General features: G+C 60.2%; 26 protein-coding genes and 1 tRNA gene. 9 read left to right on the forward strand and 18 right to left on the reverse strand.

All coding sequences use genetic code 11. The features are described 5' to 3' along the window. Nucleotides 1-54 precede the first annotated feature (54 nt). From V7Q10_RS06015 to argB, 3 genes are read right to left on the reverse strand one after another with little or no spacing between them, the layout of a single operon-like run. Nucleotides 55-558, reverse strand: a complete 504-nt coding sequence (locus V7Q10_RS06015) for a SixA phosphatase family protein (protein WP_333868153.1) — start codon at nt 556-558, stop codon at nt 55-57. Continuing rightward, nucleotides 555-1,196 (reverse strand): ferredoxin, encoded by a 642-nt coding sequence (locus V7Q10_RS06020; RefSeq protein WP_333868154.1) that lies wholly within the window; start codon nt 1,194-1,196, stop codon nt 555-557. The genes V7Q10_RS06015 and V7Q10_RS06020 overlap by 4 nt, the downstream gene beginning before the upstream one ends. After that, nucleotides 1,196-2,074: an acetylglutamate kinase gene (gene argB, locus V7Q10_RS06025; RefSeq protein ID WP_333868224.1), complete on the reverse strand. Its 879-nt coding sequence runs from the start codon at nt 2,072-2,074 to the stop codon at nt 1,196-1,198. Before argB ends, V7Q10_RS06020 begins: the two co-directional genes overlap by 1 nt. A gap of 150 nt (nt 2,075-2,224) precedes the next feature. Here argB and V7Q10_RS06030 point away from each other — a divergent pair, with 150 nt between their 5' ends. Continuing rightward, nucleotides 2,225-2,956 carry an SDR family NAD(P)-dependent oxidoreductase gene (locus V7Q10_RS06030; RefSeq protein ID WP_333868155.1) on the forward strand — a complete coding sequence of 244 codons (732 nt, stop codon included), beginning with the start codon at nt 2,225-2,227 and terminating at the stop codon, nt 2,954-2,956. A 5-nt stretch (nt 2,957-2,961) separates the two neighbouring features. Here V7Q10_RS06030 and yihA read toward each other — a convergent pair whose 3' ends face one another. The 8 genes from yihA to rpmH all read right to left on the reverse strand — a co-directional run bounded on the left by yihA (nt 2,962) and on the right by rpmH (nt 9,759). After that, entirely contained in the window at nt 2,962-3,615 is a 654-nt protein-coding gene (gene yihA, locus V7Q10_RS06035; protein ID WP_333868156.1) for a ribosome biogenesis GTP-binding protein YihA/YsxC, read from the reverse strand. Next, complete coding sequence (locus V7Q10_RS06040) at nt 3,612-4,358, reverse strand: MOSC domain-containing protein (RefSeq protein WP_333868157.1); 747 nt, start codon at nt 4,356-4,358, stop codon at nt 3,612-3,614. The genes yihA and V7Q10_RS06040 overlap by 4 nt, the downstream gene beginning before the upstream one ends. Beyond that, nucleotides 4,355-6,202 carry a membrane protein insertase YidC gene (gene yidC / locus V7Q10_RS06045; RefSeq protein ID WP_333868158.1) on the reverse strand — a complete coding sequence of 616 codons (1,848 nt, stop codon included), beginning with the start codon at nt 6,200-6,202 and terminating at the stop codon, nt 4,355-4,357. Before yidC ends, V7Q10_RS06040 begins: the two co-directional genes overlap by 4 nt. Before the next feature lie 180 nt (nt 6,203-6,382). After that, the gene (locus tag V7Q10_RS06050) at nt 6,383-7,924 is read right to left on the reverse strand and encodes a putative bifunctional diguanylate cyclase/phosphodiesterase (RefSeq protein WP_333868160.1); all 1,542 of its coding nucleotides are present in this window, start codon (nt 7,922-7,924) and stop codon (nt 6,383-6,385) included. A gap of 93 nt (nt 7,925-8,017) precedes the next feature. Next, on the reverse strand, nt 8,018-8,872 hold the full coding sequence (gene ttcA / locus V7Q10_RS06055; RefSeq protein WP_333868161.1) for a tRNA 2-thiocytidine(32) synthetase TtcA: 855 nt from the start codon (nt 8,870-8,872) through the stop codon (nt 8,018-8,020). 53 nt (nt 8,873-8,925) lie between these two features. Then, nucleotides 8,926-9,174, reverse strand: a complete 249-nt coding sequence (yidD, locus tag V7Q10_RS06060; protein WP_333868162.1) for a membrane protein insertion efficiency factor YidD — start codon at nt 9,172-9,174, stop codon at nt 8,926-8,928. Continuing rightward, nucleotides 9,171-9,584 (reverse strand): ribonuclease P protein component, encoded by a 414-nt coding sequence (gene rnpA, locus V7Q10_RS06065; protein WP_333868163.1) that lies wholly within the window; start codon nt 9,582-9,584, stop codon nt 9,171-9,173. Before rnpA ends, yidD begins: the two co-directional genes overlap by 4 nt. Before the next feature lie 40 nt (nt 9,585-9,624). Next, complete coding sequence (gene rpmH / locus V7Q10_RS06070) at nt 9,625-9,759, reverse strand: 50S ribosomal protein L34 (protein ID WP_008032609.1); 135 nt, start codon at nt 9,757-9,759, stop codon at nt 9,625-9,627. 278 nt (nt 9,760-10,037) lie between these two features. On the opposite strand from rpmH, the gene V7Q10_RS06075 reads away from it, so the two are divergent. The 4 genes from V7Q10_RS06075 to V7Q10_RS06090 all read left to right on the forward strand — a co-directional run bounded on the left by V7Q10_RS06075 (nt 10,038) and on the right by V7Q10_RS06090 (nt 13,815). Then, nucleotides 10,038-10,739, forward strand: coding sequence for a TVP38/TMEM64 family protein (locus tag V7Q10_RS06075; RefSeq protein WP_333868225.1), 702 nt, complete (start codon nt 10,038-10,040; stop codon nt 10,737-10,739). After that, entirely contained in the window at nt 10,740-12,149 is a 1,410-nt protein-coding gene (locus V7Q10_RS06080) for a dihydrolipoyl dehydrogenase family protein (protein ID WP_333868165.1), read from the forward strand. It abuts the gene before it with no gap. 117 nt (nt 12,150-12,266) lie between these two features. Further along, nucleotides 12,267-13,601, forward strand: a complete 1,335-nt coding sequence (locus V7Q10_RS06085) for a sensor histidine kinase (protein WP_442885827.1) — start codon at nt 12,267-12,269, stop codon at nt 13,599-13,601. A gap of 137 nt (nt 13,602-13,738) precedes the next feature. Next, nucleotides 13,739-13,815: transfer RNA gene (locus V7Q10_RS06090), tRNA-Arg, on the forward strand. Nucleotides 13,816-13,890: 75 nt separating this feature from the next. On the opposite strand, the gene V7Q10_RS06095 is transcribed toward V7Q10_RS06090, so the two are convergent. The 6 genes from V7Q10_RS06095 to V7Q10_RS06120 all read right to left on the reverse strand — a co-directional run bounded on the left by V7Q10_RS06095 (nt 13,891) and on the right by V7Q10_RS06120 (nt 20,225). After that, complete coding sequence (locus V7Q10_RS06095) at nt 13,891-14,511, reverse strand: TetR/AcrR family transcriptional regulator (protein WP_333868167.1); 621 nt, start codon at nt 14,509-14,511, stop codon at nt 13,891-13,893. 137 nt (nt 14,512-14,648) lie between these two features. Next, a complete protein-coding gene (locus tag V7Q10_RS06100; RefSeq protein WP_333868168.1) occupies nt 14,649-15,158 on the reverse strand; it encodes a hypothetical protein in 510 nt (169 codons plus the stop codon). A 493-nt stretch (nt 15,159-15,651) separates the two neighbouring features. After that, the gene (gene xylA, locus V7Q10_RS06105; RefSeq protein WP_333868169.1) at nt 15,652-16,953 is read right to left on the reverse strand and encodes a xylose isomerase; all 1,302 of its coding nucleotides are present in this window, start codon (nt 16,951-16,953) and stop codon (nt 15,652-15,654) included. Then, nucleotides 16,950-18,386, reverse strand: coding sequence for a xylulokinase (gene xylB, locus V7Q10_RS06110; protein WP_333868170.1), 1,437 nt, complete (start codon nt 18,384-18,386; stop codon nt 16,950-16,952). Before xylB ends, xylA begins: the two co-directional genes overlap by 4 nt. Before the next feature lie 58 nt (nt 18,387-18,444). Then, nucleotides 18,445-19,347 carry a DMT family transporter gene (locus tag V7Q10_RS06115; protein ID WP_333868171.1) on the reverse strand — a complete coding sequence of 301 codons (903 nt, stop codon included), beginning with the start codon at nt 19,345-19,347 and terminating at the stop codon, nt 18,445-18,447. Beyond that, nucleotides 19,344-20,225 carry a LysR family transcriptional regulator gene (locus V7Q10_RS06120; protein WP_333868172.1) on the reverse strand — a complete coding sequence of 294 codons (882 nt, stop codon included), beginning with the start codon at nt 20,223-20,225 and terminating at the stop codon, nt 19,344-19,346. Before V7Q10_RS06120 ends, V7Q10_RS06115 begins: the two co-directional genes overlap by 4 nt. 239 nt (nt 20,226-20,464) lie before the next feature. Between V7Q10_RS06120 and ffh the strand changes: the two genes are divergently transcribed. From ffh to rimM, 4 genes are read left to right on the forward strand one after another with little or no spacing between them, the layout of a single operon-like run. Further along, nucleotides 20,465-21,964: a signal recognition particle protein gene (gene ffh, locus V7Q10_RS06125; protein WP_333868173.1), complete on the forward strand. Its 1,500-nt coding sequence runs from the start codon at nt 20,465-20,467 to the stop codon at nt 21,962-21,964. A 49-nt stretch (nt 21,965-22,013) separates the two neighbouring features. Then, nucleotides 22,014-22,310 (forward strand): chorismate mutase, encoded by a 297-nt coding sequence (locus V7Q10_RS06130; RefSeq protein WP_333868174.1) that lies wholly within the window; start codon nt 22,014-22,016, stop codon nt 22,308-22,310. A gap of 51 nt (nt 22,311-22,361) precedes the next feature. Next, nucleotides 22,362-22,724 carry a 30S ribosomal protein S16 gene (gene rpsP / locus V7Q10_RS06135; RefSeq protein WP_333868176.1) on the forward strand — a complete coding sequence of 121 codons (363 nt, stop codon included), beginning with the start codon at nt 22,362-22,364 and terminating at the stop codon, nt 22,722-22,724. Nucleotides 22,725-22,777: 53 nt separating this feature from the next. After that, nucleotides 22,778-23,284, forward strand: a complete 507-nt coding sequence (gene rimM / locus V7Q10_RS06140) for a ribosome maturation factor RimM (protein ID WP_333868177.1) — start codon at nt 22,778-22,780, stop codon at nt 23,282-23,284. On the opposite strand, the gene V7Q10_RS06145 is transcribed toward rimM, so the two are convergent. Further along, entirely contained in the window at nt 23,281-24,600 is a 1,320-nt protein-coding gene (locus V7Q10_RS06145) for a hypothetical protein (RefSeq protein WP_333868178.1), read from the reverse strand. The two genes, rimM and V7Q10_RS06145, sit on opposite strands and share 4 nt — an antisense overlap. Nucleotides 24,601-24,645 lie beyond the last annotated feature (45 nt).

Here is a 24,645-nt window from a genome sequence, read left to right on the forward strand (position 1 = left end):
TTAAGGGGTCTGCGCAAACAAAAAAGGCGCCCGTTTGGGCGCCTTTTTCATGGGTTAAACCTGGATCTCTCGGGGGATCACGAAATCGACCGTGGCGCCAAGGCCAAAGCCAACCTCGGCCCAGCTGTCGATCATAAAATCGGCAACCAGAGTGGCCCCAGTTGGATACCGCGAAAATTCGGGGTTCAGCGGCGCGGTCGCCACCAAGCGCGCGGCGAAATCGGCGATGCCGGGATTATGGCCGATCATCATCACCACATCGGCCTGCGCATGCTGCAACACCGCAAGCATCACATCGGGCCCGGCATGATAAAGCGCGGGCTTCAGCTCTAGCACCGGTGTGCCGGGCAGGGCGGGGGCCAGCCCTGACCAAGTGGCACGGGTGCGCACAGCATCAGAACAAAGAATTTTTTCAGGCACATAGCCGCGCGAGGCCAACCATTCGCCCAAGTCGGCAGCGGCCGCCTTGCCGCGTTCGTTCAGCGGTCGGTCGTGGTCGGTTACGGTTGGATCGTCCCAAGCGGATTTGGCGTGGCGGGTCAGGATAAGGCGCTTCATGTGTGGAATATTCCCATGTGATAGGCCGAGTGTTCGGCCAGTCTTGCACGGCTCTGCGGTAACGGGCAAGCCCGCCGCACGGCGCAGCCCGAATTCAGGCAATCCCCCCCCGCCGCGCTGTCGAGATAGCCGTGACATGCGGGCAGGTCATAGCCCTGCGCCCCAAGCGCGCCAGCAGGGCAGGCGGTCAGGCAGGGGGCCGTGCAGCTGTCGCAAGGCCACACCGCCTGCGGCAGCTCGACCACTTCGCGCAGCGCCAAGGCACCGCGAAAGCTGACCATCAGGCCGTGGCTGTCATGCACCAACAACCGCACTGGGCTTTCCCAAATCCGCCCCGTGCGCAGCGCCCAGCGGTAAAACGGATGATAGGGCGCACCGCCAAAGGGGAACAGCGCCTTGCCACCTAACTGACAGGCAAGCCCGCCAATCACCCGCCGCGACCAGCGGTCAATCGGGTCCGGCGCGCCGTCTTGCCATTCGGGTTGCGCGGTTACATGCGGCCAATATTGCGGCCCTGCGGGGCCCAGCAGCAACAGGCTGCGGGTGCCCTTTGGCAGGCTTTCGTCCGCGTCACAGGTGAAACCGCCCAGCACCTCGAGCTGATGCGCCGCCGCCAAACCTGCGATCTGCGCCAGCATCAGCGCTTGACGCGGGGCATCACGCGCGGCGCGGTCGAGCGGATCTGACTGCCCGCGCCGTGATCGGTGAACAGCTCAAGCAAGCAGGCGTTGGGAATGCGGCCATCCAGAATCGTCACCGCCCGGGTGCCCGCATCAATCGCCATCAGCGCGGTTTCAGTTTTGGGAATCATCCCGCCGGAAATCACGCCGTCTGCGGTCATCTGCCTGATCTCTTCGGGGGTGATCTGAGTCATCACCTCGCCCGCGGCGTTTTTCACGCCGGCAACATCGGTCAGCAACAGCAACCGATCCGCCTGCAAAGCGCCCGCAATCGCGCCCGCTGCGGTGTCGCCATTGACGTTAAAGGTCTCGTTGTCGGCCATGCCGGTCGCCACAGGGGCCACCACCGGGATGATTCCCGCGCCGTAAAGATCGCGCAGCACCTGCACGTTCATCTCGACTGGCCTGCCGACAAAGCCAAGCTCTGGATCATCGGGCACGCAGACCATCATATCGTCGTCTTTGCCCGAAATCCCCACCGCACGGCCGCCGGCATCCATGATCGCCTGCACGATGCGCTTGTTCACCAGCCCCGATAGGATCATTTCGACCACCTGCACCGTGGCCTTATCGGTCACCCGCTTGCCCCGCACGAATTTGCTTTCGATGCCCAGCTTGGCCAGCATCTCGTTGATCATCGGGCCACCGCCATGCACCACGACCGGGTTCACCCCAACCTGCCGCATCAGCACGATATCGCGGGCAAATTCCGCCATTGCGGCATCATCGCCCATGGCATTGCCGCCAAATTTCACCACCACCACCGCGCCGGAAAACCGTTGCAGATAGGGCAGTGCCTCGGACAGCATTTTGGCGGTGTGAATGGCATCGGTCATGGTAAGGGTCTGCTTCTGCATGGGGCGACTCCGTGGTTGCGAAATACCTAGCGGCTTTGGCAGCCCCTGCCAAGACGCGTTTGGCGCTGCGGGCCAAGGCTTGCTTTCCCCAGCCAAAGCCGTAGCTTGGCGCTAGAAATGGAGACCCCGATGAGTGACCAAAAAACCATCGTGCTGACAGGTGCAAGCCGCGGCATCGGTCATGCCACCGTCAAGCGCTTTGGCTCGGAGGGCTGGCGCGTGCTGACCTGTTCGCGCCAACCCTTTGACCCGCGCTGCCCTTGGCCGGGTGGCGAAGAGAATCACATCCAGATCGACCTTGCCGATCCGAAAAAGACCATCGAGGCGATCGAGACGATCAAATCCAAGCTTAACGGCCGTTTGGATGCGCTGGTCAACAACGCCGGGATCTCGCCCAAGGGCGAGGGTGGCAAGCGGTTGACCACGCTGGACACCGATCTGCGCACTTGGGGGCAGGTGTTTCATGTCAACTTTTTCGCGCCGGTTATTCTGGCGCGCGGGTTGCAAGACGAGCTGGTTGCAGCGGGCGGGGCGGTGGTGAATGTCACCTCGATCGTCGGCTCGCGGGTGCATCCCTTTGCGGGGGCGGCCTATGCGACGTCAAAAGCGGCGCTTGCGGCGCTGACCCGCGAGATGGCGCATGATTTTGGCCCGCTTGGCGTGCGCGTCAATGCCATCGCGCCCGGCGAGGTGGAAACCGCGATCCTGTCACCGGGCACAGATAAAATTGTGCAAACCCTGCCGCTGCGCCGCCTTGGCCAGCCAAAAGAGGTGGCCGAGGCGATCTGGTTCCTGTGTTCGGCGCAATCAAGCTATATCACCGGCACCGAAATTCAGATCAACGGTGGCCAGCACGTTTAGCGCTGTTACACCAAAGTCGCGATAATGGCGCGCAGCGTCTCGATGCCATCGCCCTTTTCCGAGCTGGTTAGCACCAGTTCAGGATAGGCAGCGGGGTGCTTTTTCAAGGCCTCAATCGACAGCGCGATATTGGCGTCGCGCTCGATCTTGGAAACCTTATCAGCCTTGGTCATCACCACCTGAAACGTGACGGCAGACCGGTCGAGCAGCGACATGATCTCTTCATCCACCGGCTTTACGCCGTGGCGGGTGTCGACCAACACGAAAGCGCGGCGCAGGGTCTGACGACCGGCCAGATAGGATTTCAGCAGCGCTTGCCACTTTGCCACAATCGGTTTCGGCGCTTCGGCATAGCCATAGCCGGGCAGGTCGACCAAAAAGCGGTTCATCTCGCCCAGTGCGAAATAGTTGATCTCTTGCGTCCGGCCGGGGGTGTTCGAGGCCCGCGCAAGGCTTTTGCGGCCGGTCAGCGCGTTGATCAGGCTCGATTTCCCAACGTTCGAGCGGCCCGCAAAGCAAACCTCTAACCGGTCTGGTTCGGGCAGGCCCGACATCGCCACCACGCCTTTGACGAAATCAACGGGGCCCGCGAACAGCAAGCGGCCTTTTTCGCGGGCTTCCAGTTCGGGTTCAGGGGCAAGGGTGAATTGCAGGCTCATGCCAGTCTCCATTCATCGCCGACAGAAATCTGTCCGCTTTCTACCACCACGGCGTAAACGCCGAAATCTTGGTGGCCATAATTTTCTTCCAGCGCCGCCAAGGTTGGGGCCGAAATCCGCCCCGTCTTCGGGTCCACGGTTGTGGCGCTGCACCTAGTGATGCGTTCGGTTATTTCAAAAACCGCTTCGCCTATGCAAAGCCGCTGCCCGATCCAGCCAAACTCGGCCCAAGCTGCTGCCCCTTCGATCCACAGATTGCCGCGAAAGCGATCAACCGATAGATCGGTGCCCATCTTGGCCGACAGATCCGCCAGCGACGCCATCGACAAGATCGAAACGGATTCGACCGGATTGTCAGTCATACCGCGCCCTGCGCTGACAATCGCCACTGGCTGCGCACGCTCGGCTGGGTTCAGCGGGCGCACCCAATCCAGAAACCGTGGCAGATCGGCGGCATCATCCGGGCGAAAGGCAATCTCGCCCGCCTCGGGGTGGCGCAGGGTTATCACGCCCATAGCCTCGTCAAAATCCGATGTGATCGCCATCAGGGCGGGCGCCTTGGCGCCGCGCGCAAAATTGGCACAGTGGTTCCAGCCATCGACCAGCTTGGCCGCGTCATGGGCGACGGCCCAATGCCGGTCCCATGGCATGCAGGCCCCCGCCAAAAGACGAACGGACGCGAGGGTCTCGCGTCCGTGTCCCTTGATCGGGTGCCGGCAAATCTGTGCCAGCACTTGCGTCATTTTTCGGCTACCGCCTGCTTTTTCTTAAAGCCTGACTTGATGTTGCCAAAGATGTCGGGCTTGTGGCCATGGCTGCGCATGATCAGATATTGCTGGGTGAAGGTGATGGTGTTGTTGGTGATCCAGTAGACCACCAGACCGCTTGCAAAACCACCCAACATGAACATGAAGACCCAAGGCATCCAAGCAAAAATCTGCTGTTGCACCGGATCAGCGGGCGCTGGGTTCAGTTTTTGCTGCAACCACATCGAGATGCCCAGCAAGATCGGCAGCGCACCGATGAAAATCGTCGCAAGCAGGGTGCCGTGCAAAGGCGCATCCCAAGGCAAAGCGCCAAACATGTTGAAAATCGACGAGGTGTCAGGCGCAGAGAGGTCTTTCAGCCAGCCAAAGAACGGCGCTTGGCGCAATTCCAGCGTGACAAAGATCACCTTGTAAAGGCTAAAGAAAATCGGGATCTGGATCAGAATTGGCAAGCAACCTGCGGCCGGATTGACCTTCTTTTCCTTGTAAAGCTGCATCATTTCCTTTTGCAGCTTTTGCTTGTCTTCGCCGACACGCTCTTTCAGCGCTTCGATTTCGGGCTGCAATTCCTTCATCCGCGCCATCGAGACGTAAGATTTATAGGCCAGCGGCAGCACCAAAAGCTTCAGGAAGAAGGTCAGACCAATGATCGCCAGACCCATGTTGCCGATCAGCGCGTGCAAAAGGTGCAAGACTTGGAAGATCGGCTTGGTCAGGAAATAGAACCAACCCCAATCGATCGAATCGATAAAGCCTTTGATCTGTGGCCGTGCGGGGTCGATTTTTGCGCCAAACAGTTGCGCCACGACGCCCGGATCATTCTCGTATTCGCCAATCGTCTGCCAAACCTTGGCGCCGGCAAACAGCTGGGTCGAGGTTTCCGTCGCCTCGCCCGGTGCCAGCGTCACCAAAGGTTCGCGGACTTCGGCCTGATAGATATCGGCGCCAGCCACATATTTCACCACCGATGTATAGGGCTTGCCCTGTTCGGGGATCAGCGTCGTCATCCAATAGTGGTCGGTAAAGCCGATCCAGCCATCGGTGCTGGCTTGCTTCACCTCGGCTTGTGCCGATTCGGAGTCGACTTGTGGAAGGCCAGCTACCTTTTTGTATTTGATCTCTTCAAGGCTGCCATCGGTGCGACGCACCAGACCTTCGTGAACCACATAGATGTTTTGCAACTGCGGCAAGCCATGGCGGGCAATAATGCCGTAACTGTAAAGGCTTGCAGCCGAGGTGCCATTGTTTTCAACGCGGTCGCTGACGGTGAACATGAAGTTCGCATCAACAGAAATGCTGCGTACAAAGCTCATGCCCTTGCTGTTTTGCCAGGTTAAGCTGACTGGCTGACCAACCGAAAGCGTGCTGCCCGAGGCCAGTTTCCATTCCGATTTCGCGCCCGGTACGTCATCTGCGGTCAGTCCCGCGCCCGGCGCCCAGCCAAAGACGGCATAGTAGGGCGTGGTCTGGCCTACCGGCGACAGAAGCCGCACATTGGCAGAGTCTTTCTCAAGCGTGTCTTTAAAGGTTTTCAGCGACAAATCATCCAACCGGCCACCCAAGAGCGAGATCGACCCTGTCAGCATCGGCGTGTCGATGGTCAGGCGCGGCGCTTCGGGCAAAGGCTCGGTCGAGGTGACCGGCGCGGCAGGTGCCGTTGTGGCTTGCGGCGCGACAAGTGGCTGATCCGCTGCGATTTCAAGCGCGGCTGGGTCTGGAAACCACTGCGGAAACAGCTTGGGCCCTGCGACGAACCAACCAAGGATCACCAGAAAGCTGAGCACTGTCGTGAGGACTAAATTCTTATTTTGATCGTCCATTGGACCACCACCATTCCTGTTCAAGGTCAGGCGTGGTTCAACGATAGGGGCGGGCAAAGGTCAAGCGGTTTTCCCCCTTCTGTGACACTCGGTCAGGGATTTGGGGCAAATTGCGCGGCTTTTCTGTCGATAATGCTGGATCTGGCCTGCTGTCTCGCGCTGGCGCAGCCTGCCCCAAGCCTAACGATGCGCGGCAAGACTTTTGACCTTTGACAGATGTCCGCGATGGCGCGGGATCCAATCCATGGTTTCATCCAAAGGCATTGGGCGGGCAATGCCAAACCCCTGGATATGCGAGCAACCCAGCTGCGCCAACATTTCGTGTTCACCCGGGGTTTCGACCCCCTCGGCCAAAGTGGCCAGCCCCAGCCGCTCGGCCATCGATAAGATCGCCGAGACCATTTTTTGCTGGTCGCGGTCGCTGTCCAGACGGGTGATAAAGCTTCGATCAATCTTGATGCGGCGCACCGCAAAACGCCGCAGTGCAGTGATCGAGGCATGTCCGGTGCCGAAATCGTCTAGATCAATGCCGCAGCCCATCCGCGCCAAAGCCGCGATATTGGCGACCACAACATCATTTGCAGTCTCCGCCACAACGGTTTCTAAGATTTCCACCGAAAGGCGTTTGGGTTCCAGATCAAAGCGGTCCAATTCCCATTTCAACCGCTCTGCCAGCCGTGGATTGCGCAGTTCTTGCGCCGAAAAATTTACGGCCACGGTCGGGATTTTCAGGCCAGCCTTGTCCCATGCAGCCAGCGCCATCAGCGCGTGGTACAAAATCACTTCGCCCAGACGGTCTTCCATGCCGGCGTCTTCGATCAGGGGCAGAAATTCGGCAGGCGGGATCAGTCCCTTTTCGGGATGATACCAACGCGCGAGGGCCTCGAAGCCCGTGATTTCGCCCGAAAAGGTTTCGGTTTGCGGCTGGAAATGCGGGCGAATCTGCCCTTCTTCCAATGCGCGTTCCAGATCTGCGCGCAAAGATTCGCGGATGGCGCGGCTGCGGGCCATATCTGCAGAATAGGCTCTGATCGCATTCGGCCCGCGTCGGCGCGCCTCATCCGCGGCGATTTGAGCGGCGTTCAAAAGGCTGGCCCCGCTTAGGTCGGGGGCATTCACACTGTGGCAAAACCCGATCGAACAAGTGACGTAAAGCTTTGAGGCATCGAGGTTTACCGGCACAGAGACCGCAGATTGCAGCCGCGAGGCAAGCTGCACCAAAGCTTCAAGCTCTAGCCTTCGCACCGGCGCAAGCGCCACAGCGAAACCGCCACCTTCAAGCCGTGCCACAACATCGCCTGCGCGCAAAACGGCACAAATACGCTCGGCAGATCGGGCCAGAACCTCGACTTGGGCGGCGCGGCCAAAGCGGGTGAGCAAACGGTCGCTGTCATCAAATTGCAGCACAAAACAGGCCGAGCTTCGCCCGCTGATAGGGGCGTCCTGCAAGATTTTATCAAGGCTGCCAATGATTTGGCTGCGCAAAGACAATCCCTCTAACACATCGGGCAACCGAGCTGCCTCTGGGGTGGGTGGGCGCTGCCAGGTCACGACGACAACAGTCGGCAGCAGCAAGGCCAGTAAGATCAGGCTTTCTTCGCCCAAAAACCAAAAGCTGCACAGCGCGACGGCAGGGGCGAAAATCAAAACTTCGGGGCGGCGAAGCCAAAAACCAAATTTAAAAAACCATGAAATCATGCGGGACAAAATGCCGGAAACCATCAAACTGACCTTAATCTGATTCGGAGCGACGCAGGCTCTTGCCGTCAGATCTAGGCTTTTGGTCTGATAACTCGGTTAATCCATCCCCCGAAGTTACATAGGATTTTCTGAAATTTTTTCCTGTTTTGGCCTAAGGCCTGCGAAATCAAACAGTGCCGGATCGGCCAAATGCGCGGGCTGTACATGACTTAACGCGCGGAACATCACGTTGCGCCGACCCGGGCTTTTGGTCTCCCATTCGTCAAGCAGCTTTTTGACCTGCGCGCGCTGCAAGCCATCTTGGCTGCCACATAAATCACAAGGAATAATTGGGTAATTCAGGGCTTTAGCAAAGGCATCGCAGTCAGCTTCGGCCACATAGGCCAGCGGGCGATAGACAAATAGATCTCCGTCTTCGTTCAGCAGTTTCGGCGGCATCGCAGCCAGCCTGCCACCATGAAACAGGTTCATAAAAAAGGTTTCCAGAATGTCGTCGCGGTGATGCCCCAGCACCACGGCAGAGCAGCCTTCCTCGCGCGCGATGCGGTAAAGATTACCACGGCGCAGGCGTGAACATAGGCTGCACATGGTGCCTCCGGGGGCGATTTTATCGATCACCACCGAATAGGTGTCGCGATATTCGATGCGGTGCGGCACCCCCATGCGGGCCAAAAACGCGGGCAGAACGGTGGCGGGGAAGTTCGGCTGACCTTGATCAAGGTTACACGCCAGCAGATCAACCGGCAAAAGCCCGCGCCATTGCAATTCGTGCAGCACCGCCAAAAGCGTATAGCTGTCTTTGCCCCCCGACAGGCAGACCAACCAGCGCGCGCCGCGTTTGATCATGCCATAGGCCTCGGTGGCCTCGCGCACCTGTTGCACGATGCGTTTGCGCAGCTTGCGAAAGGCCTCGGTGTCAGGAGCGCCGTGGAACAGGGGGTGAATGTCGTCGGGTGTATCGTCACGCATGGCAGGCCTTTGGTTATCCGGCTTTTGTGCCAGATTGCCCGCAAAAATGCCAGCTAGAGCGTGCGGTCGTGGTCAGGATCAGCGCCCGGCACCGGATCATAGCCAGAGCCGCCCCAAGGGTGGCAGCGGCAAATCCGGCTTACCATCAGATAGCCGCCCTTGACCGCGCCATGGCGGTCCAAAGCCTCAAGCGCATAGGCCGAACAGGTGGGTTGAAAGCGGCACCCATGTCCAACCCAAGGGCTTAGCACCAGCCGATAGGCCCGCACTGGCAGCGCCAGCACCTTTGCCAGCGGTGTCACGAACGGCCCCGATGCACCGAGACAAGCGCGCTGATCAGATCGGCGCGCATATCGGCGAAGACGCGAGAGATTGTGGCTTCGGGCTTGGCGACGATGACATAGTCCCAGCCGGCCCGCGCGTGGCTTGGCAAAATCTCGCGGGCGAGGGCGCGCAGGCGGCGCTTGGCGCGGTTGCGGGCCACTGCGTTGCCGATTTTCTTTGAGGCGGTAAAGCCAATCCGCACGACGGCCGCGCCATCTTCGCGGGCGCGGGCCTGCACCAGAAAGCTGCCAGTGCCCTGCCTACGTCCCTGTGCGGTGCGCAGGAAATCGGGGCGGTTCTTTAATGTCTCAAGACAAACGGAAACCGCCGGAGGCGCTTCGGACGCTTCGGCGGGTGTGCCAATGTCCGATACCTTCGGCGGTGTCATATCGTTACTCCTGTTTGGCCCTGAAAGGACCAGTCAGAAATTATGCCGACAGCTTTTTGCGGCCCTTGGCGCGGCGAGCTGCCAACACAAGACGGCCACCCTTGGTTGCCATACGAGCGCGAAAGCCGTGACGGCGGGCGCGAACCAGGTTCGACGGTTGAAAAGTGCGCTTCATCGCGGTCTCCATCAGACAGGCGTCGATCCAGTGGATTCGACGCGTAAACTTGAAGCCCGTCCTTTAGGGGGGGAATGGCGGTAAGTCAACGCGCGCCGCAGCAGATTTCTGCAACAATTCACCTTGTTGACGCGAAGAGCCTGCTGAAATGTTACAAACCGCTGTCTTTGGGTGCCGCAAAGCCTGCCAAAGATCAAGGCCGCGTGATGCAGGGGCGGTTGGTGCTGGCATTGTCGCGGGGTTTTGCCCATCCTGTGGCGAGTTTTACAGGATGCCTTATGCCTCGCCTTGCCGAAAAGCTGCCGTTCTTGCTGATTCTGACCGCGGCGCTGATCGGCGCGGTGTTTTTGCGCGACAAACTCAGCTTTGATGCGCTGGCTGCGAATCGTACGGCACTTCTGGCCTATAAGGATCAGCATTTCCTGTTGGCGAGCTTGGGCTTTGGGCTGGCCTATGTTGCAATTGTGGGCCTAAGCCTGCCGGGGGCGACGATGGCGACGCTGACGGGGGGCTTTTTGTTTGGGCTGTTTCCGGGGGTGGCCTATAATGTCATCGCGGCCAGCCTTGGTGCGGTTGTGGTGTTTCTGGCTGCGCGCGCGGGCTTTGGGGCGGCGGCGGCTGCAAGGCTGCAAAACAGCACCGGAGCTGCGGCGCGACTGCAAGCCAATCTGCGCGAAAATCAATGGTCGGCGCTGCTGATCATGCGCTTGGTGCCGGCTTTGCCGTTCTTTCTGGCCAATCTGATTCCGGCCTTTCTGGGCATCCGGCTTGCACCCTTTGCCCTGACGACGCTGCTGGGGATTTTGCCTGCAACCTTTGTCTTTACCTCGATTGGCGCCGGGCTGGGTGAGGTTTTTGCGCGCGGCGAGAGGCCCGATCTGTCGGTGATCTTTTCCGCGCCGGTGCTGCTGCCGCTTTTGGGGTTGGCGGCGCTGTCAGCCCTGCCGATCTTGCTGAAATTTCTGCGAAAGGCGCGATAAATGGATGTGATCACCACAGATCTTTGCATCATCGGTGCAGGTTCGGGCGGGCTGTCGCTTGCGGCGGGCGCGGTGCAGATGGGCGCGCGGGTGGTGCTGATCGAGGCGGGCGAGATGGGGGGCGATTGTCTGAACACCGGCTGCGTGCCCTCTAAAACCCTGCTTGCTGCGGCCAAGACTGCGCAGGTGTTGCGCAAGGGGGCTGCGGGCGTGGCGGGGGCTGAACCGCAGATTGATTTTGCCGCCGTGATGGCGCAGGTGGCTGCGGTGATCGCGGGCATTGCCCCCGTTGACAGTCAGGCGCGGTTCGAGGCGCTGGGCGTGCAGGTGATCCGCGCCTTTGCCCGCTTTACCGGCCCGCGCGAGGTTGAAGCGGGCGGCCAGCGCATTCGCGCAAGGCGTTTTGTGATCGCCACCGGCTCGCATCCGATGATCCCGCAGGTCTCGGGCCTGAACGATCTGCCCTATCTGACCAATGAGACGATTTTTGCCCAAACCAGCCTGCCCGCGCATCTGCTGATCCTTGGTGCAGGCCCGATTGCGATGGAGATGGCGCAGGCGCATCGGCGTTTGGGCAGCAAAGTCACGGTGATTGCACGATCCACAGCGCTGGGGCGCGAAGACCCCGAGGCGGCGGCGGTGGTGCTTGCGGCCTTGCGAGCAGAGGGTGTGACGATCCTTGAAGGTCAGGATGCCGCGCGGTTTCGGGCAACGCCGGAGGGGGTCGAGGCGGTCTTGGCCGACGGCACCACGCTGACAGGCTCGCATGTTCTGGTCGCGGTGGGCCGCGTGCCTGCAATTGCGGGGCTGAACCTAGAGGCGGCGGCTGTCGCCTATACCGCGCGCGGCGTGACAGTGGGGCCCAACCTGCGCAGCAGCAACCGCCGCGTCTATGCGGTGGGCGATGTGGCGGGCGGTTTGCAGTTCACCCATGTGGCCGGTGCTCATGCGGGCGTGGTGATCCGCCAAATTCTGCTGGGCTTGCCCGCGCATGAGGCCAAAGTGGTGCCATGGGTCACCTATACCGACCCCGAACTGGCGCAGATCGGGCTGACCGAGGCCGCAGCCCGCGCCAAACACCCCGATGTGACGGTGATCAGGCAAGACTTCGCCCATAACGACCGCGCCCTGACCGAGGCCCGCGCCGAGGGGTTTTTAAAACTGATGCTGGTCAAGGGCCGCCCCGTGGGCGTTACAATCGTCGGCGCGCAGGCGGGCGAGCTGATCGGGCTTTGGGCGCTGGCGGTTTCGGCGCGGCTGAAGATCAGCGCCATCACCGGCATGATCGCCCCCTATCCGACGCGCGGCGAAATCTCGAAACGTGCAGCGGGGGCCTATTTCTCGCCCCAGCTTTTTGATAACCCTAGCCTCAAGCGGCTGGTGGGTTTTGTGCAGCGCTGGCTGCCCTGATGCTGGCAGCGGCTTAGGTCTTTAGGCAAGCAGGAGAGCGCAGAGGTGACAGTCAGACGGCATGGCTTTCTGCATACCCTGTCGGGGCGGTTTTTGCTGCTGACCGTGGCTTTTGTCATGCTTGCAGAAGTGCTGATCTTTGTGCCCTCGATTGCGCGCTTTCGGTCGGATTTTATGACGATGCGGCTGGAAAAAGCCCAAATCGCGGCACTGGCGCAGCTTGCGGCCGAAGATATGGTCACCCCCGCGCTGGAAAAAGAGCTTTTGGCCAATGCCGAGGTCTATAACGTGGTGCTGCGGCGCGACGAGGTGCGCCAGCTTGTGCTGTCTTCGCCGATTCCAACGCCGATCGCAGGCACCTTTGATCTGCGCGAGGCTGGCCCATGGGAGCTGATCCGCGATGCTTTTCGTTGCCTTTTGGATGCGGATGAAAAGATCATTCGCGTGATCGGCTATCCGGTGCAAGCCGCTGGTCTGCTGATCGAGGTAACGATGGATGCGGGGCCGATGCGTGCCGCGATGCTGGATTACAGCGAGCGTATCCTGATTCTTTCGGCGCTGATCTCGGTGGTGACGGCGTTTTTGCTGTTTGTGGCGGTGCAGCGCTTGATCGTCTTGCCGATTCGCCGCGTTGTTTCGCATATGAAAGCCTATGCCGAGGCCCCCGAAGATGCCCGCCGCGTCATCGATCCCACCGCCAGCGTGGTCGAGCTGCGCGACGCCGAAGAAGCGATGGCCTCGATGCAGCAGCAGTTAACAGGCTCGTTGCGGCAAAAAGAACGGCTGGCGCAGCTGGGGGGGGCGGTTGCCAAGATCAGCCATGATCTGCGCAATATCCTGACCACGGCCCAGCTTTTTGCCGATAGGATTGAAGGCTCTGATGATCCAATGGTGGCGCGCGCCGCCCCCAAGCTGGTGAATTCGATCAGCCGTGCGGCGGCTTTGTGCGAATCGACCCTCGCCTTTGGCAAAGCCGAGGAATCGCCGCCCAGCCTACGCCAGTTCAGCCTTGCAGCCCTTGCCGAAGAGGTGGCCGAGGCCGAAGGCCTGGCGGGCGCGGGCAGCGTGACCTGCCTGATCGAAGCGCCGCAAGCCATGATGATTTCTGCCGACTACGAGCAGCTTTACCGGGTGCTGTCGAACCTGATCCGCAACGCTCGCCAAGCCATCGAGGCCACTGGCACAGAGGGCAGCATTGAAATCTCGGCTGGAGAGACCCCCGCCGAATGGTGGATCAGCGTTGGCGACACCGGCCCCGGCCTGCCCGAGCGCGCCCGCGAGCATTTGTTCGAGGCGTTTCAGGGCGGCGCGCGCAAGGGCGGCATCGGGCTGGGGCTGGCAATCGCCGCCGAACTGGTGCGCGGCCATGGTGGCCGGCTCGAGCTGTTTCGCAGCGATTCCCTTGGCTCGGAATTCCTGATCCATCTGCCAAAAACCATCGCCCGCAGCTGAATTTGGCAACATTTACTTGGCTTTATGGGTATTTGTGTTCGAAGCCGCAGAAAAACAAACTTTGTGACAGAGTTTGCAAATCTCTGTGGAATTGCTCTTGCAATGCCGCGCTTGGAGGGCTAAACGCACCCCAAGATGGATCCATAGCTCAGCTGGATAGAGCATCAGACTACGAATCTGAGGGTCGGGCGTTCGAATCGCTCTGGGTCCACCATCTTCCCCCTTTTTATCAGTTGGTTAGCGTAAACGCGTTTCCAACTTTTATCCGTGCAGAGCTTTGGTCTGGCGGTCAGTTTGCGTGCGCGCGGATAAAGAACGCCACGCCACGGGTGACGCGTTCGCGCAAAACTGCGGGGTCTGGGGGGACGGTGCTGTAGCGGCGCTCGATGTCCGAAAATCCGAGCCAAAGCCCCAGCAAATCTTCGGCGGCCGTGCGAGAGCAGCGCAGATCCATCGCGCCGCAATGACAGGCTTCGGCCAGAAGATTGCCCAGAATATCGCGCAGATGTCCTGGCCCCGCGTCAAAGAATCGTTGCGCAAGTTCAGGGTGGCGGGCTTTTTCCATGCTGAGACAGCGCTCGATCGCCTGACGCGAGGGTTCCGAGATCAGGTCCACCAAGGCCATGCCAACGCGCGTCAGCTTTTCGGCCAAATCGCCCTCGGTCTGCATCGCTTCGGCGGCCAGCGAATCCAGCCGTGCGGTTTCACGATCCACAACCGCCAGCATAATCGCATTTTTGTCTTTGAAATTGGCGTAGACTGTCACCTTGGATACGCCGGCCGCTGCGGCCAAAGCCTCCATCGGAACGCCGTCCATTCCGCGTTCGGCAAAAAGTTTCAAACCCGCATCAAGGATGGCGCAGCGCTTCTCCATGTCTTTGGGTCGTCCCAAGGCCTTGGCGGCGATCATCTCTATCCCCTCGTGCCGCTTTTGCGCGGATTTGGGGCAAGGTAGTTCTATCGCATCTTTGGAGCAAGCCATCACAGTGCCTCCACATGCTTGCGCCGGCCCCGAAGGACCGGCGCGGTGTCTTTGGGTGTTTCGGGTTAGTGGCCCGAGGTATTTGCCGCATCTAGCGTGATCAGCTGCGCAATGGTGTAATCGGCAGGGTTCAAACCAAGAGCGCCGGCCAATTGGGCCTTGCCTGCGGTGACAGAACCAAGCGTGTCGGTGGTATTGCGCCCCGCACCCGAGACCACGAAGGCAACGGTCTGTTGGTCGTTGTTAACTTTTGCCGTGATAATGCGTTGCAATTCATTGGCGCTGTATTTGTCTTGCGCCACGCCGGCCAGCTTTGCCAATTGGCCGGCAGCATCACCCGCAGCCTCGTTGCGGTTGGTATGGGTCAGATAGAACTTCTCGGAGGTCGCATCGTTCTCACGGCGTGCCGTGATGATGTTTTGCAGCTCGGCTGTGGTGTATTCGCCAGCCGCAACACCGGCAGCGCTTGCAAGCTGGGTATCCGTCGAGGTTTGGCCAGCAAAGGCAGTACCGGTCAACGACAGGGCGATCAGGGCGGGGGTCAGGATAGATTTCAACATGATAAACTCTTTCATTTGGAAAGCCTTTCCCGTTCCGTTCCCAAGGGGAAGCGGTGGGTTTGGCAGGGATTTTTTAAAACCGAAGCCTGGCTTACATCAGGTAAGCCTTGTCACATTCGGTGCGGCCATTTTGGCCAAGTCATTCAACGTGCGAGTTTTTCTCTCAAGTCATTTGCTCCGTCTCCAGTCTTCGTTTCGATGAGTTAGGTATATACTGAACGAATATGGATGGAAATAGAAAACTGAACGAATTCGTTCATTAAGTTTTCGTGATCGGGGCTTGTCAAAGATTCTGCTGCGTCGCGGCATTTAAACTTAAGCCCTGCTGAGTATTTTCGTCTTTCCGCCAGATGACAGGGCTGTGATGTTACAAAGTAAAGCTGCGGCTTGGCGCTTTCATCACGCAAATCGTGATCGAAATCAGCGGCGTGGCAAGTTTTTGCCGCCAAAACAACAAGGGCCAGCGATTCGCATCGCTGGCCCCCTGCCTCAAATCCTTAGATTTTGCTTAGATATAGTCGTTCCACAGATTCTCGAGCCGTTCTTGCCGGCCTGAACGTGGTTGTGGGTTGATGTTCTGCGCCAAAACGCTTGCCGCCACCGCTTCCAAAGGCTGGGTCAGCATCGCCTTGGCCTCGGCGGACTGCCAGCCCGCATACCGCGCGCGGCGCTTGGCCTCTAGGGCATCGGCCTCGAACAGCGCTGCGGCGGCTTTGAAGGCGCGCGCGCAGGTGTCCATGCCGCCGACATGCGCCAAGATCAGATCTTCGGGGTCAAGCGATTGGCGCCGGATTTTCGCGTCAAAGTTGGTGCCGCCCTTGGTATAGCCGCCGGCACGAATGATTTCGTAGAAGGCCACGGCCTTTTCGGCGTGGTTGTTGGGGAATTGGTCGGTGTCCCAGCCGGATTGGTAATCGTTGCGGTTCATGTCGATCGAGCCGAAAATCCCAAGCGAGGTTGCCAGGGCGATTTCATGTTCAAACGAATGGCCGGCCAAGATCGCGTGACCCTGCTCGATATTGACCTGAACTTCTTTCTCCAGCCCGAAATCCTTCAAAAAGCCGTAGACCGTCGCCACATCGTAATCATACTGATGCTTGCTGGGTTCCTGCGGCTTGGGCTCGATCAGAATTGCGCCTTGAAAGCCGATCTTATGCTTATAGTCCACAACCGATTGCAGGAAGCGGCCTGCGTGGGCGCGCTCTTGCGCCAGATCGGTGTTCAGCAGGGTTTCATAGCCTTCGCGGCCCCCCCAAAGCACATAGTTCTGCCCGCCCAGCTTCATCGTCGCATCAAGGCAAGATTTCACCGTGGCCGCAGCATAGGCGTAAACCTCGGGGTCTGGGTTGGTGGCAGCGCCTGACATCCAGCGGCGATGGCTGAACAGATTGGCGGTGCCCCATAGCAGTTTTGCCTTATGGCTGGCCTGCTTTTCGGCAAGATATTCGACGATCTCTTCCAGATTGCGCAGCGATTCAGCAAAAGTCGCGCCTTCAGGGCGGGCATCGGCGTCATGGAAAGCATAAAACGGCGTGCCAAGGATGTCGAACATCTCGAAGGCGACATCGGCCTTCATCTTGGCCAGCGCCATGCTGTCGCCAAACCAAGGCCGCTCAAAGGTCTGGCCGCCAAAGGGGTCGCCTCCTGGCCAAGCAAAGGAATGCCAATAGGCCACGGCAAAGCGCAGATGGTCTTCCATCCGCTTGCCCATCACCACCTCGTCGGGGTTGTAATGGCGGAAGGCGAATTCGTTGCTGGTGCCTGGGCCTTCGTATTTGATCGTTGGAATGTTTTTGAAGAAATCGGTCATGCAAGGCTCCTGATTGCAGATTGTGCGGCGGCAAAGCGGGCGTGGCCCGCATCGAAGGCATCTTTGAGGGCGGGGTCGGGCAGCACCTCGCGGGCGATCTGGGGTAGGGTGGCGATCTCGGCCCCGGCACCCGTGGCCGCCATCAAGGCAAGCCGCGCCGCGCCAAAGGCCCCGCCAAAATCGCCCGCAACCGGCAGGCTGACCGGGCAATCCAAGGCGGTGGCAATCGCGCGCAGCCAATAGTCCGAGCGCGAGCCGCCGCCAACCGCCAGCAGATTTTCGATTTTGGTGCCGGTGGCGGCCAAAGCATCGCGGCAATCGCGGATGGCAAAGGTCACGCCCTCGAGCACCGCGCGGGTGCCGGCCTGCCGGTCGGTGATATGGTCAAGCCCAGTAAAGGCGCCGCGAATGGCGGCTGAATTCAGCGGCGTGCGCTCGCCGCCCAGATAGGGCAGGAAGGTTGTCTTGCCGGGGGCTTGCAGCGCGCCCAACTCGCCTGTCAGCACCGCCGCCTCTTGGCCGACAAAGCGGCCATACCAATTCAGCGCATCGGTGGCGGCCAAAATCACCCCCATCTGATGCCAGGTCTTTGGCAGCGCGTGGCAAAAGGTATGCACGGCCGTTGCGGGGTCGGGCTGATAGCCGTCATTGGCGGCAAACAGCACGCCGCTGGTGCCCAAAGACACAAAGGCCTCGCCCGCGCGCACCACGCCAACCCCCACGCCTGCCGCAGCATTGTCGCCGCCACCGCCCGCGACGATCACGCCCTCGGGCAGACCAAAGCGGCTGGCAAGGCCCGCGCGGATCTGGCCCGACACCTCAGACCCTTCGACCAAGCGCGGCATCTGCGCGCGGGTTAGACCGCAGGCTGACAACAGGCTTTGCGACCAATCGCGCGCGCCGGTATCCAGCCAGGCCGTGCCCGCTGCATCCGACATCTCGCCCACATGATCGCCGGTCAGCCACAGCCGCAGATAATCCTTGGGCAGCAGAACCTTGGCGACCTTGTCCCACAGGCTGGGTTCATGGGCGCGCAGCCAGTCGAGTTTTGGTGCGGTAAAGCCCGGAAACACGATATTGCCGGAAATCGCGCGAAACTCTGGCCGCGCGTCCAGACGGGCGGCCTCGGCAAAGCTGCGGCTGTCGTTCCACAAGATGCAGGGCCGCAGCACCTGATCCGCCGCGTCGATCAGCGTCGCGCCATGCATATGCCCCGAAAGCCCGATGGCTTTCACGCCGCCCAAACCCTGCGCCGACAACTGCCCCAGCACCGATTCTGCGGCCGCAATCCAAGCTGCGGGGTCTTGCTCTGACCAGCCCTCATGCGGACGCTCGACGGTCAAAGGCGCTGTCGCCTCGGCCAGCACGCGCTGGCTTTCGTCCATCAAGATGCCTTTCAGCCCCGATGTGCCCAGATCAAGCCCGATATACATGCACTGTCCTCCCAGACCTTGGCATTATAGCGCTAACACCGCTGCGCGCAGGCTTACGCTAGCGCGGCTCTTCCTTCAACAGCAACCACAGCGCCAAACTGGTTAAGGCCACGCCGCCCAAGACATTGATCGGCGGGGCAGGGCGGCCCAAGGCCAATTCCCAACAGATCACCCAAGACGGCACCAGATAGGTATAGGCCATCACCTTGGCGCTGGGCAGCCGCATGGTGGCAAATTGCAACAGCACAAAGGTCAGGGCCGAGGCCGCAATCGAGACATAGGCCAGACAGATCCAGACAATCGGCGGCAGGCCTGCCCAATCGGTGGCCAAAACATCGCGCCAGCCCCAAAGGCCCAGCAGCACAAAGCCCGCCGCCATCATCGCAAAGGTAAAGACAACCGCCGGCTCGCCTCGGTTCAGCTTGCGCACCATCGGCGCATAGATCGCATGCGAGACGCAGCCGATAAAATAGATCATCTCGCCGCGGCCAATCTCGAGCCGCATCAACGCGGCCACATCGCCGCGAAAGATTACCCAAAGCGCCCCAGCCGCGCCAATCGCCAAGGCCAATCCCATGCGTGGCGTGGTGATCTGCCCCAACAGCAGCCAAGCAAAGCCCGCCGTCATCAAGGGCGTCAAGGTAAAGACGGCCGAGGTCGGCACCGCGGTCGCTGTCTGCAAGCCTTTGAACATCAGCACGAAATAGGCCGCCAGCAGCGCCGCCAAGACGAAATAGCGCCAAGGCGCCCGCCAAGTGCTGCGCGCAATGCCCGTGCTAAAGGCCGCAGCCGCCCCAACTAAGGCCCCTGCCAAGGCAAAGCGCGCCACGGTCATCGCCGCGGGGGCAATGAACTTCGAGGCCATGGCCCCAAGGCTGAACGACCCCGCGACAAGCGCCGAGAAGCACAGCATTGCCAGATGCCCGCGCTGGGCAGGCGTCAGCTGCCGAAACCACATCATATATCAGTCCAATCTGCTGCCGCGCTTTTCAGATGGTTGAGGAAACTTTGTACCTTCAAGGTGCGGTGCAAATCCACATGGGTCACCAGCCATAGCGGTGCATCCCATTCGGGGATCGGCGCCATCACCTGCACCAAATCCGCCTGTCGGTTGGCCTCATAGACCGCGACAAAGCCCAAGCCCAAACCCGCCTGAATCGCCGTCAGGCTGTCTTCGGGCAGCGAGACGCGAAAGGTCAGACGATCATGCGGCACGCGGTCGGTCATCCACTTGTAAAACGGCGCGCGATTGCCCGTGGTCTCGTTGTAAACAAAGCGATGCTGCGCCAGCTCGGCTTCGTTTTTCGGCATGCCATGGGCTTCGATATAGGCTTTGCTGGCATAAAGCGCCGCTCGCATCCGGCCAAAGGGCATTACCACATTATCGGGCTCTTGCGGCGCATTTCCGGCACGGATTGCGACATGCGCCTCGCCATAATCCAGCCGGAACAGCCGTCGGTCGGTCAGATAGCGGATCATCACCGCCGGATAGTGATCCTGAAAGCTGGCAAAGACCGGAGCCAGCAACGCGGTCAGCCCCGAGATCGAGGTGACAACCAACTCCCCTGCCACCTGTTCGCCCTGACCCTTGATGCGGCTGGCAAGCTGACCAAACTGTTCTTCGGTGGTCTGGGCCACCACCAACAGATCGCGCCCAGCCTCGGTTGCAGTATAGCCGCGCGCGTGGCGCTGAAACAGCTTGGCGCCCAGACGTTTTTCCAAAGCGTCGATATGGCGGATCACGGTGGCATGATGCACGCCCATCGCCTCGGCCGCCCCCGAGACCGTGCCCATCCTTGCCACCTGATAGGCGGTGCGAATCTCGTCCCAATTGTCCATCGCAGGCCCCCTTTTGCTCACTTGCACCTTGGAAAACCCATCGGTTAAAGGCAAGCGGCTTGACTCTGCCGCAACATCTGCGTATCCGCCAGCCTAATTCCCCGGAGGCAAAGGCTTCCGGTCCCTTGGGCTATGCTCGGGATCGCCACCTGTCAGCGCGTTGCGCCCACAGGTGCCGTTTCGCATTGGCCTTTGGGAATCCCGACCGAGCGCCCATATGGGCATAAAAGGAGAGCGCGATGTTTGAAAGCCTGTCAGAACGCCTTGGTGGCGTCTTCGACCGTCTGACCAAGGCCGGCGCGCTGTCCGAGGCCGATGTCGACACCGCCCTGCGCGAAGTGCGCACCGCTTTGCTGGAAGCAGACGTCTCGCTGGATGTGGCGCGCAACTTTGTCAAAGCGGTCAAGACCCGGGCCATCGGCCAAGCGGTGACCAAATCCATCACCCCCGGTCAGCAGGTCGTCAAGATCGTGCATGACGAGCTGGTGCGGGTGCTGGCGGGTGACGAAGAGCCCGAAGCGCTGAAGATCGACAACCCGCCTGCGGCGATCTTGATGGTGGGTCTGCAAGGTTCGGGCAAGACCACGACCACGGCCAAACTGGCCAAGCGTCTGAAAGAGAAAAACGGCAAGCGCGTGCTGCTGGCCTCGCTGGACACCAACCGCCCTGCGGCGATGGAACAGCTGGCGATTCTGGCGCTGCAAATCGGCGTTGACAGCCTGCCGATCGTCAAAGGCGAAAGCGCGGTTCAAATCGCCAAACGCGCCAAGACCCAAGCCGCGATGGGCGGCTATGATGTGGTGTTCTTTGACACCGCAGGCCGGATGCACATCGACGAAGTGCTGATGGATGAAATCCAATCGGTGCGCGACATCGCCCAACCACGCGAAACGCTGCTGGTTGTCGATGGTCTGACAGGCCAAGACGCGGTGAATGTCGCCGCCGAATTCAACGGCAAAGTCGGCATCTCGGGCGTGGTGCTGACGCGGATGGACGGCGACGGGCGCGGCGGTGCCGCGCTGTCGATGCGCGCGGTGACGGGCAAGCCGATCCGCTTTGTCGGTCTGGGCGAAAAGCTGGACGCGCTGGAAACCTTTGAAGCCGAGCGGGTTGCGGGCCGCATTCTGGGCATGGGCGACATTGTCGCCTTGGTCGAACGCGCCCGCGAGACCTTTGAGGCCGAACAAGCCGAACGCATGGCCAAGCGCTTTGCCAAGGGTCTGTTCAACATGAACGACATGCGCGGCCAGTTGGAACAGATGGTCAAGATGGGCGGCATGCAGGGCCTGATGGGCATGATGCCGGGCATGGGCGGCATGGCGAAAAAGGCCGAAGCCGCGGGCTTTAACGACAAAATGCTGGCGCATCAGATCGCGCTGATCAACTCGATGACCAAAAAAGAACGCGCCAACCCTGACCTTCTGGCCGCCAGCCGCAAAAAGCGCATCGCGGCCGGTGCGGGCATGGATGTGGCCGAGCTGAACAAACTTCTGAAACAGCATCGCCAGATGGCCGATATGATGAAGAAGATGGGCAAGGGCGGCATGATGAAGCAGGCCATCAAGCAGATGATGGGTGGCAAAGGTGCCCCCGATCTGGCCAATATGTCCCCCGAAGCCATGGCCGAAGCGGCCAAAGGCATGAAAGAGGGTCTTGGAATGGGCGGCGGCTTCCCCGGCATGCCGCGCGGCGGGCTGTCGCTGCCTGCCTCGCTTTCGGGACTGATGAAAAAGAAATGATCCTGCCCGCTTGCCCCCTTTGCTTTGTGCCAACCCCTGAGGCCCGCATATGACCGACGCCATCACCCGCGCCGCCGAGATCTTGAAAGATCATCGCGCCTCGATCGACCGTCTGGACGCGATCCTTGTCTATACGCTGGCCGAGCGGTTCAAACACACCCAAGCCGTGGGTCATCTGAAAGCCCAGCACGAGCTGCCGCCCTCGGATCCAAACCGCGAAGCGCGCCAGATCGAGCGGCTGGAAGGTCTGGCAAAAGACGCCGACCTTGACCCAGAGTTTGCCAAGAAATTCCTGACCTTCATCATCTCGGAAGTCATCAGGCATCACGAACACCTACAGAAATAACCCAAAAAGCTGCGCGGATGCACAGCCTAGAAAACCTAAGGAGACGACACTATGTCCATGAAAATTCGCCTTGCGCGCGGTGGTTCCAAAAAGCGCCCATTCTATTCGATCGTGGCCACCGACAGCCGCAACCCACGCGACGGCCGCTTCTTGGAAAAGTTGGGCACCTATAACCCACTGCTGGCCAAAGACAGCGAAGAGCGCGTGAAAATGAACATGGAGCGCGTTCAGTACTGGCTCTCGCAGGGCGCACAGCCAACCGACCGTATCGCACGCATGCTGGAAGCTGCCGGCGCGATGCCAAAGAAAGCCCGCTTGAACCCTAAATCGGCGGTTCCAGGTAAGCGCATGGCAGAACTTGCTGCCAAGAAAGCTGCACGCGCAGCTGCACCTGCCGAAGCGGCTGCTGAATAATTCTTTGGGCGGCTCCTGTAATCGGGGCCGCCTTTTTTAAACCGGAGAGCCACATGCCCAGCAACCTGATCTGTATCGGTGCCATCGCAGGCTCTTTCGGCGTTCAAGGCGAGGTGCGGCTGAAAAGCTTTTGCACCGAACCTACCGATATTGCCTCTTACGGCCCTGTTTTCACCGAAGACGGCCAAACCAGCTATAAAATCACCCTGACCCGCCCCGTCTCGGGCGGGCTTGGCGCGCGGATTTCTGGCGTGACGACCAAGGAACAGGCCGATGATCTGCGCGGCGTCAACCTTTACGTCGATAAGAAAAAGCTACCGAAACTGCCCGATGACGAATTCTATCACGCCGATCTGATCGGGCTTGCGGCCTTTGACACCGGCGGTGTCGAGCTGGGGCGCGTCCACGCCGTGCACAATCACGGCGCAGGCGATCTGCTGGAAATTACCGGCCCCAGCCTGAAATCGGCGCTGTTGCTGCCCTTTACCCTTGCCGTCGTGCCCACGGTTGATCTTACCGCAGGCCGTGTGATCCTTGATCTGCCCGAGGGGCTGGACTAAGCCGCCCGCCGCAGCACCACCGCCGCACCATCCGTCTCGACAACCGCAAACCCATTGTGGCGCGCGCTGGCCAAAAACCCGCTGACCGACCTGCCGCTGTCGTGCAAATCCGCCGGATGCAGGCTTAGGATGATCACAGAGCAGGGGGCCAGAACCTCTGGGCGGTCTTGCAGCAAATCGTATAAAAGATTTGCCTGCGCTGTCACCAAGGCAAAGCCGCCCTTCGGCATGTTCGCCTCAAGGCTTTGCTGCAAAAACAGCTCGTGATTGCCGCCCGTTGCGCGCCGGATGTGCCCCTGCAACAGCGACAGCGCGCTGCCCTGCAAGACAACCGCCAAATCTGGCCGCAGATGCTTGGCGATCATCGCCGCTTCACCTTGCAGATGCCGCCCCCGCCGCAGGGCTTTGCGCAGAGCCAGCGGCGCGTCTGCCGACAGATCAAGCGCCAGCCCCTCCAACCGGTAAGCCTTTCTTAAGACCCGCCGATACCACAGATCCGCCAGCGCTGCGGTCAGCCGCTTAAGCTTGTGCGACCATGCCGCAGTCTCGCCCCGCGCCACCCGCCGCGCCAGCTTGCGCTGCCAAAGCCAGGTGCCAAAAGAGCGCGCACCAAGGCTGACCCGCGTTGAAGGCGTCTTGACTTGCAGCCTTGGCCCAAACTGGCGGTATTTGCGCTGAAATGCCTGCATGCAGGTGACAAAACTTTGATCAATCTTCCCCGCTCCCAGATGTTCAAGATGGAAATCCACCGCATAGGCCGATCTGCCCCGCAGATGCGCCTGAAACACAATATCCGTGCCATACAGGTGAAATCCGCACAAATCCTCGGAAAAGCCCAAAGCCGCGTCTTTGCGCAAAATGATGAAATTCTCATCCAAAGACATCACCCGTGCCGCATCGCCCGGAAATTTCACATTAAAGCCGTGCCGGTCGGTGATGCGAGTATATTGCCGCCCCAAAGCATCGCAGCCAGCATTGCCCGCCACCGCCCAAGCCGGATCAACCTGCGTCAACCTCACTAAAACGCTGTCCAGCTTGGCCTTCGTCTCGATGGCAAGCAGATCCTGATGCGCCAAGATCACATAGCGCCCCTCGGCTTTGGCAATCATCTGGTTCAACCCGCTATAACCATCCGCGACACTGGCCAAAGTATTGTCAACATGGATAAATTCACAGCTTTCCGCATCAAAGCCCGCCGCAGCAAAGCTCTGCACCATCGCCTGATACAGCGCGGGCTTGGTCACAAGGCTGCAAAAAGAATAATCGATCGGCCTGCGGGTCAACAGGCTTGCGCTGTCTTGCAAGGGGGGCATCATGGGGCGGGCCAGTCGGTTGCTTCGGGGCACTTGGGTCTCTGTTTT

It is taken from the genome of Cypionkella sp., from assembly GCF_036782355.1.
Classification (GTDB): domain Bacteria; phylum Pseudomonadota; class Alphaproteobacteria; order Rhodobacterales; family Rhodobacteraceae; genus Cypionkella.

Excerpts from the sequence above, each read along its gene's own strand:
- V7Q10_RS06120 (WP_333868172.1), bottom strand. The coding sequence starts at position 20,225 with ATGGACAATTGGGACGAGATTCGCACCGCCTATCAGGTGGCAAGGATG.
- rpmH (WP_008032609.1), bottom strand. The coding sequence starts at position 9,759 with ATGAAGCGCACTTTTCAACCGTCGAACCTGGTTCGCGCCCGCCGTCAC.
- V7Q10_RS06015 (WP_333868153.1), bottom strand. The coding sequence starts at position 558 with ATGAAGCGCCTTATCCTGACCCGCCACGCCAAATCCGCTTGGGACGAT.
- rnpA (WP_333868163.1), bottom strand. The coding sequence starts at position 9,584 with ATGACACCGCCGAAGGTATCGGACATTGGCACACCCGCCGAAGCGTCC.
- rimM (WP_333868177.1), top strand. The coding sequence starts at position 22,778 with ATGCCCAGCAACCTGATCTGTATCGGTGCCATCGCAGGCTCTTTCGGC.
- xylA (WP_333868169.1), bottom strand. The coding sequence starts at position 16,953 with ATGACCGATTTCTTCAAAAACATTCCAACGATCAAATACGAAGGCCCA.
- V7Q10_RS06130 (WP_333868174.1), top strand. The coding sequence starts at position 22,014 with ATGACCGACGCCATCACCCGCGCCGCCGAGATCTTGAAAGATCATCGC.
- V7Q10_RS06095 (WP_333868167.1), bottom strand. The coding sequence starts at position 14,511 with ATGATCGCCGCCAAGGCCTTGGGACGACCCAAAGACATGGAGAAGCGC.
- rpsP (WP_333868176.1), top strand. The coding sequence starts at position 22,362 with ATGTCCATGAAAATTCGCCTTGCGCGCGGTGGTTCCAAAAAGCGCCCA.
- V7Q10_RS06075 (WP_333868225.1), top strand. The coding sequence starts at position 10,038 with ATGCCTCGCCTTGCCGAAAAGCTGCCGTTCTTGCTGATTCTGACCGCG.
- V7Q10_RS06145 (WP_333868178.1), bottom strand. The coding sequence starts at position 24,600 with ATGATGCCCCCCTTGCAAGACAGCGCAAGCCTGTTGACCCGCAGGCCG.
- yidC (WP_333868158.1), bottom strand. The coding sequence starts at position 6,202 with ATGGACGATCAAAATAAGAATTTAGTCCTCACGACAGTGCTCAGCTTT.
- V7Q10_RS06100 (WP_333868168.1), bottom strand. The coding sequence starts at position 15,158 with ATGAAAGAGTTTATCATGTTGAAATCTATCCTGACCCCCGCCCTGATC.
- xylB (WP_333868170.1), bottom strand. The coding sequence starts at position 18,386 with ATGTATATCGGGCTTGATCTGGGCACATCGGGGCTGAAAGGCATCTTG.
- V7Q10_RS06030 (WP_333868155.1), top strand. The coding sequence starts at position 2,225 with ATGAGTGACCAAAAAACCATCGTGCTGACAGGTGCAAGCCGCGGCATC.
- V7Q10_RS06020 (WP_333868154.1), bottom strand. The coding sequence starts at position 1,196 with ATGCTGGCGCAGATCGCAGGTTTGGCGGCGGCGCATCAGCTCGAGGTG.
- yihA (WP_333868156.1), bottom strand. The coding sequence starts at position 3,615 with ATGAGCCTGCAATTCACCCTTGCCCCTGAACCCGAACTGGAAGCCCGC.
- V7Q10_RS06085 (WP_442885827.1), top strand. The coding sequence starts at position 12,267 with ATGCTTGCAGAAGTGCTGATCTTTGTGCCCTCGATTGCGCGCTTTCGG.
- argB (WP_333868224.1), bottom strand. The coding sequence starts at position 2,074 with ATGACCGATGCCATTCACACCGCCAAAATGCTGTCCGAGGCACTGCCC.
- V7Q10_RS06040 (WP_333868157.1), bottom strand. The coding sequence starts at position 4,358 with ATGACGCAAGTGCTGGCACAGATTTGCCGGCACCCGATCAAGGGACAC.
- ttcA (WP_333868161.1), bottom strand. The coding sequence starts at position 8,872 with ATGCGTGACGATACACCCGACGACATTCACCCCCTGTTCCACGGCGCT.
- V7Q10_RS06050 (WP_333868160.1), bottom strand. The coding sequence starts at position 7,924 with ATGGTTTCCGGCATTTTGTCCCGCATGATTTCATGGTTTTTTAAATTT.
- ffh (WP_333868173.1), top strand. The coding sequence starts at position 20,465 with ATGTTTGAAAGCCTGTCAGAACGCCTTGGTGGCGTCTTCGACCGTCTG.
- V7Q10_RS06080 (WP_333868165.1), top strand. The coding sequence starts at position 10,740 with ATGGATGTGATCACCACAGATCTTTGCATCATCGGTGCAGGTTCGGGC.
- V7Q10_RS06115 (WP_333868171.1), bottom strand. The coding sequence starts at position 19,347 with ATGATGTGGTTTCGGCAGCTGACGCCTGCCCAGCGCGGGCATCTGGCA.